This window comes from Ammoniphilus soli (assembly GCF_040813775.1).
The window spans coordinates 218,761-233,464 of record NZ_JBEGDL010000009.1; the positions used below are offsets into that span (position 1 = coordinate 218,761).

The following is a 14,704-nucleotide window of genomic DNA, read 5'->3' on the forward strand; positions in this document are numbered from 1 at the left end:
CACAAATTACCACCTCACTTGTCCTTTTGTTTTTAATTCTTTTATCTATAATTCGTGTATAATTTTATTAGATTGGCGAAATTTGTTGAGTTGTGGAAAGGACAGAAATTATGAGGAGTTACCTATCCGATCAGAGGGGGAATATATTCCTGTTAACCCTCTTTATTGTCCTTGTTATTGCCGTTTTTACGCCTGTAGTTTTACAGACTAGTTTGCAAGGATACAAAAATGTTTTGAGATCAGGTGAAGAGGCTCAAGCGCTTAGTTTAGCTGAAGGGGCTTTGGAAATAGGATATCGTGTTTTATTGACTCGTCATGAAAAGGACGCTTTTTTACTATATGAATCAAATGATGTCGATAGATTAATTAATCAAGCAAAGTGGGCGGTATCTAATGAATCTAGCCAATTGAAACTAGAGACATCACCGATTGTGTCCTCCAATGGTGTTTATCGGTTTACTTTAACAGGTAAGGCTACCGTTGGGGAAGTTACAAGATCAGTGAATTCCAATGTCATAATAACAACAGCCAATATCGGGGGATCATTGGTTATCCACAAGAATGCCGAACCATCCTTTGTTTCATTGAGAAATAAAAATCTTCAACCAAATCTAGTAAATGGTGCTTCCATGCCGCCTCCTATAGGTGATACTAGTCCTTTAATGAGGATTAAACCTGCTAATGATAACAGCTGGGTATTGTTAGACTTGAAAAATTCAATACCCACATCTTGTAGCTCCGCCATTTGTTCGGGGTCGGCTGCATCTATAGATGGAAAAGTAATTAAAGCCGATACGGTTTATCTGCTAATTAACCAGAACTCAAATATTCCAGTAAACCAGTTCATTATTTGTAACACTTTACACTTCGCTATGACTAATAATGGTAACCCCCAAACGTTAGCCAGTCTTAATAATGGGTTGATAGTTTTTAAAGAGTTTGTTAATCAAGAGATACCTGTAAATATTGCTAAGCCTACGTGGGTTGTTCCTGATCAGCGCGGCATCTCAATTACGATTAGCTCTACAAATGTAAATACAGACAGTAATGTATCTAATCTAAAAATACAATACTGAGGTGAAATGTGAAATTATTTAGTGAGAAAGGGTTAACGCTCGTTGAAGTATTAGCGGCTGTATCGATATTAAGCCTAGTGATCATGCTTCTTCCAAACATATTTACGAAAAATGTAGAACGAATTCAAGTGGATGATGAAAACATGACCATGATTAACATCGCCCAAAATGAAATGCAAATGATCAGACAAAAGGCACAGGCGGAATGGTCTCTAAGTATGGCAAATAGATTAACCAGCGAAAAGGTGGTCTCAGTAAACGGAGCTGAATATAAAGTAACAATCCGTCCGAACCTTCTTGATGCTGTATATAATCCAAATCCTATTAGTAATGAGGAAAAAACGCTTCTGGCTAACACCGATGTTTTAAAGATAAAAATTAGTGTGCAAAAAGACTCAAATAATACTTATGAACTAGTTGGGTACCTGGGAAAAAGAAAGAATCCATAATTGGAGTGCATAGCATGAAGGGAAATCAAAAGGGTATTACGTATATTGAGTTGCTTGCAGCACTTACAATCGCCACGTTCATATTGTCGGCCATTTTGTATGTAAATCATGCTGTTTTTAGGGACTTTAATACCATCGTTCACAAGACCAATTCTAGACAAATCGCTGATTTAGCGATGGACCAAGTACTCCAAAGATTACGAAATGAAGATTATGCAAATCTTGAAGTAAAATCTGACAGGATTATAAGAAGGGATACCGGAGCTACTGTTTTGCATGTAACCGAAACGGACTTATTAATAGATGGGTACAGTATAAAAATGTATGGGGAAAGCTATAGAAATACACGTTTTGTTATCAACCCCCGTTTAATAGAAATAGATTTGAATGTTGAGTTAGATGGGAAACAGTTTAATATTAAGAACTCCGTTTATTATAGGATTCCCTAATCATTCTACATACGAAGGAGGAAAGATGCTAATGATCCAACGCAAACGCCTAGGAGACTTACTGGTTGACTCCGGACTCATCACAGGGCAACAACTTCAACAAGTCCTAGAGGAACAAAAAGGCACCGGGATGAAGCTAGGTGACTTATTAATCGCTCGAGGATATATCACAGAGCAACAAAAGATAGAACTATTGGAATTTCAATTAGGAATCCCCCACGTTCAGCTTCATCGGCAACAGATCGATGAGAAAGCGGTTCGTCTGATTCCTGTTAATATGGCGAAGAAGCATCAAGCGTTACCGTTATGGATTGAGAATGGGAAGCTGATTGTTGCGATGTCGGATCCCCTTGATTATTATGCAATAGATGATTTGCGAATGAGTACGGACATGCCCATTCAGACTGTAATAGCTACGAAAGAAGAGTTGAATCGGGCTATTTCAAGATCTTATCAGGTTCAGCAGTCGATGACTGAAGTATTCGATGATATAGAAGATGAAACGGAAGAAGCTGAACTAATTGATGAGTCCTCACCTGTTGTCAATCTGCTAAATCAAACGATTGTTCAGGCAGTTTCAGCAATGGCATCTGACGTGCATTTTGAACCGCAAGAGAACTCTATCAAAATTCGGTTCCGTGTAGATGGGGTATTAAGAACAGAGAGTGAATTCCCTGGTAATATGCTCGGTGTGGTAACGGGCAGGTTAAAAGTTCTAGGTGGTTTGAATATTACAGAAAAGAGAATTCCTCAGGACGGTCGGTTTGAATTTGACGCGGGGATGAAGAAAGTTGACATTCGTATGTCTACCCTGCCGACCATTCATGGAGAAAAAATAGTTTTACGGCTTCTTGACCCTAGCAATGCTAAAAGGGATCTCGATAAGATCGGATTTTCTAATCGAAGCTTAGAATCATTCAAAAAAATCATAGCGGCTCCATATGGTCTTGTACTCATTACAGGTCCAACTGGAAGCGGAAAAACAACAACATTATATTCTGCGCTGAGATACTTGAATAAAGATGACGTCAATATCGTAACTGTAGAAGATCCAGTGGAATATCAGTTAAGCGGGGTAAATCAAGTACAAGTCAATTCAGCGGCAGGGCTAACCTTCTCCATGGGACTTCGCTCTATTCTCCGTCAGGATCCCGATATTGTGATGGTTGGAGAGGTTCGTGATAACGAAACAGCAGAGATGGTTATTCGTTCATCGATGACTGGGCATCTTGTGCTGAGCACTATTCATACAAATAACGCGGTTAGTACATTTAATCGACTTATGGATATGGGGATCGAGCCTTATCTAGTGGCTTCCTCCCTGCGAGGAATAGTGGCTCAACGTTTGGTAAGAACCATCTGTCCTTCATGTAAGGTAGCGATCGAGATTCCGCATGAACATAGGCAATTGTTTGATAGCTACAATATTACACCTGAGAAATACCATGCTGGGAAAGGGTGCCCACGTTGTAATCAAACGGGCTATCAGGGAAGAATGGCGATACATGAGGTGTTACCTGTTAACTCTGAAATGAAGAGTCTAATCCTAGAGAAAAAAACGGATACCATGTATAAGGCTTGTGCGCTTAACCAAGGCTATACTCCAATGTTTGTAGACGGGCTTTATAAGGTAGCAGCGGGCTATACCACATTAAGTGAAATTGAGAGAGTCACGATTGACTAATTGAAATAATAGCGGGAGGCGCTTCATGGATATCATTCAATTACTTCAAGAAGCTCACAGGAGAGGGGCTTCTGATTTGCACATAACCATTGGATCAGCACCTGTTTTAAGGATTCATGGGCAATTAGTTCCTCTGGCTATGACTGTTTGTACCCCTGATTTGACCGAGGAGATGGCCAAGGTTCTAATGAATGCTGAACAATTTGAGCAGTTTCAAAAAAAAGGAGAGCTGGACTTCTCATACGGATTGGCTAGTATCTCTCGATTTCGAATTAATGTGTTTCGGCAAAGAGGGTCAATTAGCCTGGCCATTCGAACGGTTGCAACGGAAATTCCTCCTATGGAGAAATTGGGGATTCATTCAATCGTTACTCAATTGGCAGAGAGGCACAATGGTCTTTTACTTGTAACAGGTCCAACGGGAAGCGGGAAATCTACGACATTAGCAGCGATCATAGATTATATTAATCGTAATTTCGCAAAGCACATTATTACTTTAGAGGATCCCATTGAGTATTTGCACCGTCATAAGAAAAGTATCGTAGATCAACGAGAAGTGGGGGCAGATACGACATCGTTTTTTACCGGTCTTCGAGCGGCTCTGCGCCAGGATCCGGATGTGATATTGGTAGGAGAGATGCGGGATTTAGAAACGATTAGTACAGCTATTAGTGCTGCGGAAACGGGTCACCTTGTATTAGCTACCTTACACACGTCAGATGCTCCGCAAACCATTGACCGGATTATTGACGTATTCCCTCCAAGCCAGCAACAGCAAATTCGCGTCCAGTTGGCAGGAAACCTAGCCGCTGTTTTATCCCAACGTCTCTTGCCGACTACTGACGGTGTGGGTCGGACAGCTGCCTTTGAAGTAATGATAAACAATACGGCGATTGCAAATCTAATTCGACAAGAAAAAGTGCATCAGATCAAATCCATGATGCAAACGGGGATTGCACAAGGGATGATTACGATGGAGCAATCGCTGCGTATGCTTTTGAATCAAGGTGTCATCTCCATGGAATTAGTCAAACAAATGATCCCTGATTTCAACAGATCGTTCGAGCACTAATGCAGGAAGGAAGGGGGTTAGGCTATGCCTCAGTTTGAATATGCCGGTTATAATAGCCAAAGGAAAAAAGTGAAAGGAAAAATTGAGGCTAGGGATAAACAAGTGGCGTATCATCTGCTAAAGGAACGAGGGTTGTTTATTACTAGCATTAAACAATTTAAACAGAGCATTTTAACGAAAGACATTGAACTGTTCGAAAAAAAGGTAAACAAACGAGATATTGCAGTGTTTTGCCGTCAATTCTCCACTTTATTGCAAGCGAGTGTAGGAATGGTAGAATCGTTGCAAGTACTTGCTCAGCAAACCGTAAATAAACCTTTGAAAAAAGCGCTCTTAGCCGTATTGGAAGATGTCCGAACAGGAACAGCCTTTTCGAAAGCATGTCAGAATCATCCTAAGATCTTCCCGGAGATGTTTATAAGTATGGTTCGTGCGGGAGAAGCCAGTGGAACATTGGATGATGTATTGGATCGGTTGGCTACTTTTTTTGAAAAGGAAAATATGATAGCGGGAAAAATTAGATCTGCGCTAATTTATCCTGCTACTGTTAGTATGCTTTCTCTAACTGTCGGATTTTTTATGATGTGGAAGATTGTTCCTAATTACGTCTCGATGTTTCAAAATATGGGTTTGGAACTACCGCTTGTCACCCGCATCGTGATGAAGCTCAGTACGTTCATAACGTCTTTCTGGTACTTGTTTTTAATGATACCCATAGTGCTCCTACTAGTAATTAGAACGGTTAAGAAAACGAAGGCAGGACGGTATCGTGTAGATTATCTCAAGTTAAAAATCCCGATCTTCGGTTTACTGTTCTTAAAATCTTCCCTGGCACGCTTCAGTCGAACGTTCTCCACATTATTTGCGGCAGCCGTTCCCATTGTTCAGATTATCGGTATTGTTTCTCATGTTGTCGGCAATGAAGTCGTTTCTCGATCTTTGGAACAAGCCAAGGAGAATGTTAAAAACGGCCAACCCCTAGTTAACCCGTTTCGGAACAATGCCATCTTTCCTCCAATGCTAGTGCAAATGATTGCTGTAGGAGAAAAAACAGGAAAGCTAGATTCCATGCTGGAAAAAGTAGCAGACTTCTATGAAGACGAAGTAGAGCGAATGGCTGGCAATTTAAGGTCGTTAATTGAACCCCTCATGCTGATTGTTGTCTCCGGTGTTGTAGGTTTTATCGTACTTGCCGTTTTGCTGCCTATATTCTCCATGTATAAAGGCCTACAATAAACTTTAGAAAAACTTAATAAAAAAGTCACAGGTTGTATCTATTCAGCCTGACAAATTTTATATATAATGTAACAAGAATTCATATTTAAGTAGTTTTTGGGAAGCATTGATCTCCATTCTGCACTTTGGGCACTTGGAATGGAAGGAGCTAGTAGTGCAACCGACCCGTCCCGGAATACCCGAGGGCGGTTTTTTAGTGCCAAAATCATGCAACAGAGGAAAAAAGGGGAGGAATGCAGCATGGTATCGAAATTGAAGAAGTTATGGAGTAATCAGCGTGGGGTAACGTTGATCGAGTTGCTGGCGGTTGTTGTTATTTTAGGGATTATCGCGGCGATTGCAGCTCCGAGTGTGATTACGAATTTTGATGATGCAAAGAAGAACTCGGATAGTCAAACAGAAAAGATTGTTATTGATGCAGCTCAAAGATATCTTCTGGACGGAAAAGCATTAACTAATGATTCTGTTGCAATTGATAAACTTATAGAGGAAGGTTACTTAACGACTGAACCAAAGTGGTCAGATGGAACTGAAGTTAGTGGTGTTGGTGTAACTATGGATACAGGAACGAAAAAAGTAAAAGGTTATACATTATCTCCAGTTAACCCAACGGATTCAGAGTAATTAACCAATCTCCCAGACAACCCCTTGCGGTGGTTGTCTCTTTTTTTATACTGTCAGAATTATAACTCCGTTACATTATATGGACAGTACGAGGAAAACTTGTAGCTTTTTCCTAACTCGACATTATGGGGTCAAGTTAGGAAATTTGTGCGAGCCAAGTTTTCTTGCCCATCATGAAAGGAGGCACTCATGGAATTTTCAATCTCTCTCTTTTTCATCACATTCTTTCTTTTCATATCTTCTTTTCTCAATGTCGTTGCGATCCGAATCCCCAAAGGAGAGTCCATTGCTTTTCCGCCCTCTCATTGTGTGAAGTGTAACCATCGCCTGGGGCCTTTGGATTTAGTTCCGATTCTGAGCTATGTCTTCCTGAAAGGGAAATGCCGATACTGCAAGGCTCGAATTTCCCCAGTCTATCCATTAGGGGAAATGTTCACCACTATCTTGCTAGTATTTACTTATTATAAAATTGGATTTAGTAAAGAATTGCTTGTAGCTATCCCGTTGATGATGCTGCTAGCGACGATAACAATTAGTGATTTGTTATATAAGATTATTCCTAATAAAGTGAATTTGTTTTTTTTCGTTTACTTTGCTTTGCTCCATCTCTACTATTCCCCGCTATCCTATATTGACTATCTAATGGGTATCTTAGCAGGCGGAGGGCTTCTATTCCTGATTGCTATCGTTAGCCGAGGAGGAATGGGGGGAGGAGACATTAAACTAATGGCTGTCGTGGGGATGGCGATAGGTTGGAAACTTACTTTGTTGTCTTTCTTTCTTGCTTCCTTAATCGGTGGAGTGATCGGTGTTCTACTATTAGTAACGAAAAAAGTGAAACGCAAGGAGCCGATTCCTTTTGGCCCGTTTTTGGCCATAGGGATTATGCTTTCTTACTTTTGGGGCGGCGATATTGTGCAGGCCTACTTACACTATATTCTCCGATTATAAAAAAAAGGGAGAAACCAGGAAATGAATTGGAAATTTTGGAGACGAACCGCAAATCTAATAGGAATGGAAATAAAAGATTCAATTATTAAGTTAGTTGAGTTGCAAAAAAACAATAATGAAATGTTGTTGCTTTCCTACTATATTGATCAAGTCCCCGAGGGCTTGATCACCGAAGGCAAGATTCAAAACCATGAGGATTTTTCGGACTTTTTATATTCAGTTCTTAACAAGGCTGGGATTCAAGGGAAGAACATTCATCTCACGATCAGCTCTCATAATATTTTACTTAGATCCATTAGGATTCCCAATTTGCCTAAGAGAGAGCTGAAAAAGGCGGTGGAAATGGAGATCCAAAACAGTATCCAGTTGCCCTTTGACGAGTATGTTTCAGACTTTGCTGTGATCACAGAACAAGTCAAGGGCAAGGAGACGAAAGAATTAGACCTGATGCTAGTCATAGCCCCTAAATCCTATGTGCTTTCCTATGTTGAAGCGTTTCAGGAGTCGGATTTACTTCCCCAAAGTGTCGATCTTGCGCCCCTGGCTGTTCAGCGGGTGATTCAAAAAGAAAGAAACATTGGGGAGACTTACATGATTGTCAATATCGGTGAGAAAAGTACAGAGGTGAGCCTATTTCACAAACAGGTTTTGCGGCTGGTAAGAACTTTTAATCTTGATCTTCGTTCTTATCTGGCGAACATGCCTTTTTACGATGCGCAAAGTGTACTAGAAGACAGGGCAGGAGAGAACATCCTTCAGTCCTTTGCGGCAGATATGGGCAACGAAATCGAGAGGGTAATGAATTTCTATCTTTACACCCTAAACAATAGAGACCAATCTTTGGCTGAGATCATTTTGGTTGGCGATATTCAAAATCTGGAACAGGTTTCCCGATATTTATCCACTCGATTAAATGTTGAATCTCATGTAGCGAAAGCAGGGGGAGTTATATTATCTCCAGAGCTTGTTGAAAGTAGTTTCAGAGAAGTAGAGGCTTCGCTTGTAGTACCATTAGGGATGGCTTTAAAGGAGTGAATTCTTAGTGAACATCAACTTATTGCCTAAAGAGCCGTTCGTAGTTAAATACTTTAACAAGCTGTTGGTGCTTTTGCTTTTGAGTCTGCTTTTTATTGCTGTCCTGCTAATGCAGTATGTGCTGCACCAAGAGGCCTACCTGAAGACGATGCAAGATGATATCGCCCAACTGGAGATCAAGAAATCCCAACTAGAAGAAAACAAGAAATGGAATCAGGAAGTAATGGAACGGGAGCAGGAATTAAAAAGCTTTTTGAAATATAAGGCGCTTATTGAGGGGATTGAAGCGAGTCGGGGATCAAGCTGGAGAAATCTCTTGATGGATTTGGAGCTGGCCCTACCGGAGTATGGGCAAGTTCTTGAACTGAACGGGGAAGGGAATCAGGTAAAGGGCAAAGCAGTCCTTTACTCTCTTGTAGATACGGCTTATTTTCTTGATAGATTAGAAAACTCATCGAACGTGGGAAAGGTGTTTTTGCAAGTACTGAACGATCCGGCAGTGTATGAGCAATATTATTTTGATCCCCAGAAGGTAAAAATCATTGAGTTTACTTTCTATAAAAAGGATTTAAACGAAATGAGGGAAGAACCAAGTGGAAACAGTTAAAAGGTATCTTTCCCAATGGAATAGAAATAAATTTCCAAACGACTTTGCATGGAAATCTTATCAGAGCTTAATTGCTTTGTTTATTCTCGGCGTCCTTCTGATTCTTGGGGTGTTTTATTTCTTGTATGAGTTTAAAGTTCATCAGTTTGCAAGTCTGGACAGTCAATTGGAAGAATATGAAAGCTATCTGTCTGAGAATGCGGCCCATAATGAAAAGCTTGAAAAACCGTTCCCTCCCAATCCGGCGGAGGCCATCGGCTTGGGACGAAAGGTTCCTCTGGAAAGACATGTACCTGAGTTTTTGATTCAACTGGATAATATTTCAAAGCTAACGGGGGTTGAGTTAACAAAGCTTGAAATAGAAGAAGCCCAACCCGAACAAAAAGATATGGTAACGATTTTTCTTAAAGAGTTAGCTACTCTTGCAAAAGATGTCAATGAGGAAGATGCAGCCCAAGATAATAAAAAACAAGAACAGCCCGCTCCTGCAAATCCACTTGATCTATCTGGAGTGCAACAGAGGGAAAGAGTGTTTGTGACTGAACCGGAGAAAATTCTGGATGGCTACTTTCAACAGGCTGAACAGGAACAGGCAAAAAAACAAACATCAGATAAAGTGACAGACATTCCGCAGGAGCTGGTGGATTACCTCCCTTTTGGCATGATTCGATTTCATATCGAGTTTGACGGAACCTATCGCCAGCTAACGGAGTTTCTTGGACACCTAAGAAGTGCGGACCGACTTGTGCATGTGGAGAAATGGGAGTATCTATATGCGAGTGCTACCGAAGACGAAAGGACATCCAACCCTTTTCATAGAAAGATAAACATTGATTTTAAAATTCTTTACTATAAAGAAAAAGTTGAAGGGATTAGTGATTTGCCTCCTTTGGATCCGAAAGATAATTCACACGAAGCGATCAGCGTTCTCCCCAAAAGCTGGATAGAAGGGGAGGTTGTTTCTGACGGTCAAACGAAAGAGCTGAATCCAGAAGATGGACTGGAGCCAGATGAAGAAACTCAGTCCAGGGAAAAACTAAACCATTTGTTGAAATCTTATTCACCGGAGCCTGAAACAAAGGACTAGTCAGTTCCCGCGGCTCCTGCAGCTTTAAGAGCGTCTGTACCAGAGGCTAATCCTTCCATTTACTTAGGTTTATCACTGGGAGTGACCTTTCCCTTCAATCTGATTTTGGGAATACCTTTTTACTTTACCTTGCCCAAATGATTCAATAGCAGGGTTAAGCTAAGCTATGGATCGCTATCAGCGGTTTTTATTCTAATCTTAGTTCTATCAATCTCTCATCTCCATATATATATACTATAAAGCTATCCAAAGGAGAGATAAGGGATGGACAAGAACCGGGCGAGAATTACGATCAAGTTAAATCAGCCTAAAGAAGGACAAGCACCTAAAAAGATCGAACGGCCTGTCGAGAATCCAGAGCCGAAGGTGCTGCAGGAGAGTAGGGAAGAGCAAGAATTTACGTTGAAGAAAGAATGGCATGAGACTAAGCCCGAACCGGAACCTGAATCAAAATCTGAGGCTGAACAAGAAGCTGTAACAGAAACGGCGGCGAGAGATGAAGTGGCAGCAGGTGACGAAATCTTCCACAAGGGAAAAAGGGAACCGTTTAGCCCTGAATGGAAATTTCCAGTCGACGAGGAAGAAGACCAAAATCTTTCTACACATAGGCGAAGCTATAAATCCCGCATAAGAAACGCCCGGGAGCACCAAACCAAAGGTGTGCTTGCGGTTGCCGTTTCCGTCATCGGCGCCATTGTCCTAGGTTTGGTGTTCGGATTTGTTGTCCTTGGTTTTTTTAAGTCAGGCTTGCTGGACGCTCCGTCTTCTCCCTCAGCTACAGTTCCAAAAGCCCAAGAAGCACCGGGTGAAGCAAGTCAGATGGCACCTGGTGCAGAAGGCAGTGCTGCCACGGAGGGGCAGCAAGATAATGTAAATAAGGTTCAAGAGGCAAGTACGACGGTATCGATTACACTTCCCTCCAACACTTGGTATGTGATCCAAGGAGGAGTGTTCCAGGATCAAGGAAGTGCTGGACCTATTCTCGAGAAAATCAAATCTAAGGGATGGCCTAACAGTTTTTTAGGGGACAAGCCGGTACATCTTCTTTTGGGTCTTGCCTCTGAACGGGAGCATGTGTTGGCCTTGGCTGCTCCATATAAGGAAATGGATGTTTATATAAAGGAATGGAGTGAGGAAACCAAAACGGTTTCTGTTGCTGTAAAGCAAGGTTCGGAGACAACGCAAGAAGAATGGAATCAATGGTTTGAGCGGGAAGAAGAGATGGTGCAAGTCTTGGGACAGGCTATTGCGGAAGGCGTAAGCACGGGGAAATTGGCAGATGAGACCATGAAGCTAGTCACAGATGCCCATCGCAGCCTGCTCCAGCAAGGACGCGGGTTAATCAGCAAGCTTCCTCAGGAACATCAATCACTGGGAAATCGAATGCTCAATGATTTTTCGAAGGGTGTTTCTGCCTTGGAACGATACCGGAAGCAGCCGACCGAGGGATACTTATGGCAAGCGGAACAAGCCATACTAGATGCCTATGCGAGCAAGCAAAAGTTTTTTTCTTCTTTCAATTAACTTAGGGGATTTCTCTTGGTTCGGAAAATGAACCGTGAGGAATCCTCTTTCAATGTGTAAGCACCACTTTTTTCGATTTATCAGCCTGAAGAATTTCTTGTTCAACCTAAGGGGTTCTGCTAAACTGATGGTGACATTTGGGGACAGAGGAGAAAAAAATGAAAGATACAATTGCACTCATCATTGTTCTGATGGCAGGGCTTATTTTTGGTAGTATCCTGGGCAAGATATTGGGACAATATATTCCTTTCTTGGGAACGGCCGAGGAAATAAGCTGGCACCCTAAAGGGGATTTTGTCATCATTAAGTACGATTTCCTCGTTCAGGTTAAACTAAATTTAAGTGCAATTATTGGTTTAGTCGGCAGCTATTGGCTGTATAAGAAAATTAAATAGACCAATGGACGGTGAGGGATCTGTAATGGGGCAGACAAATGAAAGGGAAATCATATTGGCATCTTCATCCCCGAGGCGCCAGGAAATGCTTCGTAACCTGGGGTTGAAGTTTATTATTCATCCTAGCGGCGCTGATGAATCCGTAGATGACGGACTTAAACCGGATGCCATTGTCGAAATGTTAGCGGAAAGGAAAGCGGCGGATGTGGCTTCCCAATATTCGGAGGGAGTGGTCATCGGATCTGATACGATCGTGGTGTTAGAAGGGAAAGTATTAGGAAAGCCTAACAATGAAAAGGATGCTTTTTCCATGCTGTCCTCGCTCCAGGGGACAACGCACTCTGTATTTAGCGGATTGGCCATCATTGATGCAGGCGCCGATAAAAAGAAAATTGGCCATGTTGAGACGAAAGTAACGATGAGACCGATCTCTTCCGATGAGATTCTTCGGTATATTGCAACCAAAGAACCGATGGACAAAGCCGGATCCTATGCCATCCAGGGACTTGGCTCGATCTTTATTGAAGGCATCGTAGGTGATTATTTTTCTGTTGTCGGACTTCCTGTACGGCTAATGGCGGAATACCTCGAGGATTTTGGCATTTCCATTCTTGCTCCTTAGATATACATATATAATGGTGAATCCGTAATATATTGAAGGTGAGGGGAAGGTTTCATGGGGGAAAGATGGCTTTCTGGATTTCCTTTGGCCGAGCTTCCAAGAGAAAGGATGATGAGCAAGGGAATTGATGCCTTATCCAATGCTGAGCTCATCGCCATTCTGCTTCGTACAGGGACGTCCGGTGAATCGGTGTTAAACTTAGCTCAGCGTGTGTTGGGACACGTGGGGGGATTGCGGCAATTTTTGGATACCTCTTTGGAAGAACTGGTTGAAGTAAAAGGAATCGGAACGGCAAAGGCTGTTCAATTGCTTGCAGGGATTGAGCTAGGGAGAAGAGTGGCGAAGACCACACCGGAAGAACGATGGACGATTCGTTCACCGGAAGATGTAGCCAAGCTCATGATGGAAGAACTCCGCTATTTAACCCAGGAACACTTTGTCTGCTTATTTTTAAATACCAAAAATCAAGTGATTGCCCAAACGACCGTGTTTATTGGCAGCTTGAACTCTTCCATCGTACACCCCCGCGAAGTATTTAAAGCAGCGATTCGCAAGAGCAGTGCCTCTGTTATCTGTTTACACAACCATCCCAGCGGAGATCCCACTCCGAGCAAAGAAGATATTGAGGTGACCAAGAGACTGATGGGGGCAGGGCAAATTATCGGGATTGATGTGCTGGATCATGTTATCATCGGTGATGGCCGTTACATCAGCTTAAAAGAAAAAGGTCTTATTTGAATTGTTGCAGCAAAAGTTATATAATAAAATGTCAGTGTTTTGAACACGAATTACATAAATAGAAATCAACGTAGCTGAAATAGAAGCAGAGATTATGGAAGGAGATAAGCAGAATGTTTGGTGGTTTTTCTCGGGATATGGGTATCGACCTTGGCACAGCCAATACGCTCGTTTATGTAAAAGGGAAAGGGATAATGGCTCGTGAACCTTCAGTTGTTGCCATACGGACAGATACGGGAACAATAGAGGCGGTTGGAAATGCGGCAAAAAGTATGATTGGGCGTACTCCAGGCAATATAGTTGCTGTTCGGCCAATGAAGGATGGGGTTATTGCTGATTTTGAAACCACGGCAACCATGCTTCGATACTTTATTCGCCAAGCACAAAAAAGTCGGGGAGTTCTTTCTCGCCGTCCAAATGTAATGGTTTGTGTCCCTTCAGGAATTACGGCAGTAGAAAAGCGAGCGGTTGAAGATGCTACCAAACAGGCTGGGGCCAGAGAAGCCTACACTATCGAAGAGCCGTTCGCGGCAGCGATAGGAGCGGATCTGCCTGTCTGGGAGCCAACGGGAAGCATGGTCGTTGATATCGGTGGAGGAACCACAGAAGTGGCTATCATCTCTTTGGGGGGGATTGTCACTAGCCGCTCTATTCGCCTAGCGGGGGATGAGCTGGATGAGGCGATCATACAATACATTAAGAAAAAGTATAATTTAATGATAGGAGAACGGACCTCCGAAACATTAAAGATGGAGATTGGTTCAGCCATGCCATCGGAAGCGAATGAAAAAATGGATATACGCGGAAGAGATCTGATAACGGGATTGCCCAAGACCATCGAAGTCTCTTCTCATGAAATTACAGATGCCTTGCAGGAGACAGTCGCAAGTATTGTTGAAGCGGTGAAGGTTACATTGGAAAAAAGCCCGCCAGAATTGGCAGCAGATATTATGGATCGAGGCATAGTGCTGACGGGAGGCGGAGCCTTGCTGCGCAACTTGGATAAGTTATTGAGCGATGAGACGGGAATGCCGGTGCTCGTGGCAGAAAATGCCCTGGATTGTGTGGCTATTGGCACCGGACGCGCTTTAGAAAACCTCCATCTCTTCAAGTCTAAATCCGGCATCACGGCTCGTTCTAAAAGGGGAAGATAGA

Annotated in this window: 16 protein-coding genes, 1 pseudogene and 1 riboswitch; all 17 genes and pseudogenes read left to right on the plus strand. The window is 42.3% G+C overall.

Going from position 1 to position 14,704, the window contains the following annotated elements:
* Positions 1-110: 110 nt before the first annotated feature.
* The 17 genes and pseudogenes from ABLT31_RS18755 (at position 111) to ABLT31_RS18835 (ending at position 14,703) form a co-directional block, all read left to right on the plus strand.
* The gene (locus ABLT31_RS18755; RefSeq protein WP_367754393.1) at positions 111-1,076 is read left to right on the plus strand and encodes a hypothetical protein; all 966 of its coding nucleotides are present in this window, start codon (positions 111-113) and stop codon (positions 1,074-1,076) included.
* Between the two features lie 8 nt (positions 1,077-1,084).
* Entirely contained in the window at positions 1,085-1,525 is a 441-nt protein-coding gene (locus tag ABLT31_RS18760; protein ID WP_367754395.1) for a type IV pilus modification PilV family protein, read from the plus strand.
* A gap of 14 nt (positions 1,526-1,539) precedes the next feature.
* Positions 1,540-1,974 carry a hypothetical protein gene (locus tag ABLT31_RS18765; protein WP_367754397.1) on the plus strand — a complete coding sequence of 145 codons (435 nt, stop codon included), beginning with the start codon at positions 1,540-1,542 and terminating at the stop codon, positions 1,972-1,974.
* A 31-nt stretch (positions 1,975-2,005) separates the two neighbouring features.
* On the plus strand, positions 2,006-3,658 hold the full coding sequence (locus ABLT31_RS18770) for a GspE/PulE family protein (RefSeq protein ID WP_367754399.1): 1,653 nt from the start codon (positions 2,006-2,008) through the stop codon (positions 3,656-3,658).
* A 25-nt stretch (positions 3,659-3,683) separates the two neighbouring features.
* The gene (locus tag ABLT31_RS18775) at positions 3,684-4,730 is read left to right on the plus strand and encodes a type IV pilus twitching motility protein PilT (protein WP_367754401.1); all 1,047 of its coding nucleotides are present in this window, start codon (positions 3,684-3,686) and stop codon (positions 4,728-4,730) included.
* A 24-nt stretch (positions 4,731-4,754) separates the two neighbouring features.
* On the plus strand, positions 4,755-5,966 hold the full coding sequence (locus ABLT31_RS18780; RefSeq protein ID WP_367754403.1) for a type II secretion system F family protein: 1,212 nt from the start codon (positions 4,755-4,757) through the stop codon (positions 5,964-5,966).
* Between the two features lie 90 nt (positions 5,967-6,056).
* Positions 6,057-6,141, plus strand: a riboswitch (cyclic di-GMP riboswitch).
* 65 nt (positions 6,142-6,206) lie between these two features.
* Positions 6,207-6,590: a type II secretion system protein gene (locus ABLT31_RS18785; protein WP_367754405.1), complete on the plus strand. Its 384-nt coding sequence runs from the start codon at positions 6,207-6,209 to the stop codon at positions 6,588-6,590.
* Positions 6,591-6,779: 189 nt separating this feature from the next.
* The gene (locus tag ABLT31_RS18790) at positions 6,780-7,541 is read left to right on the plus strand and encodes a prepilin peptidase (RefSeq protein WP_367754407.1); all 762 of its coding nucleotides are present in this window, start codon (positions 6,780-6,782) and stop codon (positions 7,539-7,541) included.
* Between the two features lie 21 nt (positions 7,542-7,562).
* Positions 7,563-8,576 carry a type IV pilus biogenesis protein PilM gene (pilM, locus tag ABLT31_RS18795; RefSeq protein WP_367754409.1) on the plus strand — a complete coding sequence of 338 codons (1,014 nt, stop codon included), beginning with the start codon at positions 7,563-7,565 and terminating at the stop codon, positions 8,574-8,576.
* 7 nt (positions 8,577-8,583) lie between these two features.
* Positions 8,584-9,183, plus strand: coding sequence for a hypothetical protein (locus ABLT31_RS18800; RefSeq protein WP_367754411.1), 600 nt, complete (start codon positions 8,584-8,586; stop codon positions 9,181-9,183).
* A complete protein-coding gene (locus tag ABLT31_RS18805) occupies positions 9,170-10,270 on the plus strand; it encodes a hypothetical protein (RefSeq protein WP_367754413.1) in 1,101 nt (366 codons plus the stop codon). The genes ABLT31_RS18800 and ABLT31_RS18805 overlap by 14 nt, the downstream gene beginning before the upstream one ends.
* A 9-nt stretch (positions 10,271-10,279) precedes the next feature.
* Positions 10,280-10,411: pseudogene (locus tag ABLT31_RS18810) on the plus strand (sodium-dependent bicarbonate transport family permease); the annotation flags it as partial.
* Between the two features lie 123 nt (positions 10,412-10,534).
* Positions 10,535-11,794 (plus strand): hypothetical protein, encoded by a 1,260-nt coding sequence (locus ABLT31_RS18815; RefSeq protein WP_367754415.1) that lies wholly within the window; start codon positions 10,535-10,537, stop codon positions 11,792-11,794.
* A gap of 158 nt (positions 11,795-11,952) precedes the next feature.
* Complete coding sequence (locus tag ABLT31_RS18820; protein ID WP_367754417.1) at positions 11,953-12,189, plus strand: DUF4321 domain-containing protein; 237 nt, start codon at positions 11,953-11,955, stop codon at positions 12,187-12,189.
* Between the two features lie 25 nt (positions 12,190-12,214).
* Positions 12,215-12,811, plus strand: coding sequence for a Maf family protein (locus ABLT31_RS18825; protein WP_367754419.1), 597 nt, complete (start codon positions 12,215-12,217; stop codon positions 12,809-12,811).
* Between the two features lie 54 nt (positions 12,812-12,865).
* A complete protein-coding gene (gene radC, locus ABLT31_RS18830; protein WP_367754421.1) occupies positions 12,866-13,549 on the plus strand; it encodes a RadC family protein in 684 nt (227 codons plus the stop codon).
* Between the two features lie 113 nt (positions 13,550-13,662).
* Entirely contained in the window at positions 13,663-14,703 is a 1,041-nt protein-coding gene (locus ABLT31_RS18835; protein ID WP_367754423.1) for a rod shape-determining protein, read from the plus strand.
* Position 14,704: the final 1 nt, after the last annotated feature.

Coding starts and splice junctions, on each gene's coding strand:
- ABLT31_RS18755 (WP_367754393.1), top strand. CDS start 111: ATGAGGAGTTACCTATCCGATCAGAGGGGGAATATATTCCTGTTAACC.
- ABLT31_RS18765 (WP_367754397.1), top strand. CDS start 1,540: ATGAAGGGAAATCAAAAGGGTATTACGTATATTGAGTTGCTTGCAGCA.
- ABLT31_RS18770 (WP_367754399.1), top strand. CDS start 2,006: ATGATCCAACGCAAACGCCTAGGAGACTTACTGGTTGACTCCGGACTC.
- ABLT31_RS18775 (WP_367754401.1), top strand. CDS start 3,684: ATGGATATCATTCAATTACTTCAAGAAGCTCACAGGAGAGGGGCTTCT.
- ABLT31_RS18780 (WP_367754403.1), top strand. CDS start 4,755: ATGCCTCAGTTTGAATATGCCGGTTATAATAGCCAAAGGAAAAAAGTG.
- ABLT31_RS18785 (WP_367754405.1), top strand. CDS start 6,207: ATGGTATCGAAATTGAAGAAGTTATGGAGTAATCAGCGTGGGGTAACG.
- ABLT31_RS18790 (WP_367754407.1), top strand. CDS start 6,780: ATGGAATTTTCAATCTCTCTCTTTTTCATCACATTCTTTCTTTTCATA.
- pilM (WP_367754409.1), top strand. CDS start 7,563: ATGAATTGGAAATTTTGGAGACGAACCGCAAATCTAATAGGAATGGAA.
- ABLT31_RS18815 (WP_367754415.1), top strand. CDS start 10,535: ATGGACAAGAACCGGGCGAGAATTACGATCAAGTTAAATCAGCCTAAA.
- ABLT31_RS18820 (WP_367754417.1), top strand. CDS start 11,953: ATGAAAGATACAATTGCACTCATCATTGTTCTGATGGCAGGGCTTATT.
- ABLT31_RS18825 (WP_367754419.1), top strand. CDS start 12,215: ATGGGGCAGACAAATGAAAGGGAAATCATATTGGCATCTTCATCCCCG.
- radC (WP_367754421.1), top strand. CDS start 12,866: ATGGGGGAAAGATGGCTTTCTGGATTTCCTTTGGCCGAGCTTCCAAGA.
- ABLT31_RS18835 (WP_367754423.1), top strand. CDS start 13,663: ATGTTTGGTGGTTTTTCTCGGGATATGGGTATCGACCTTGGCACAGCC.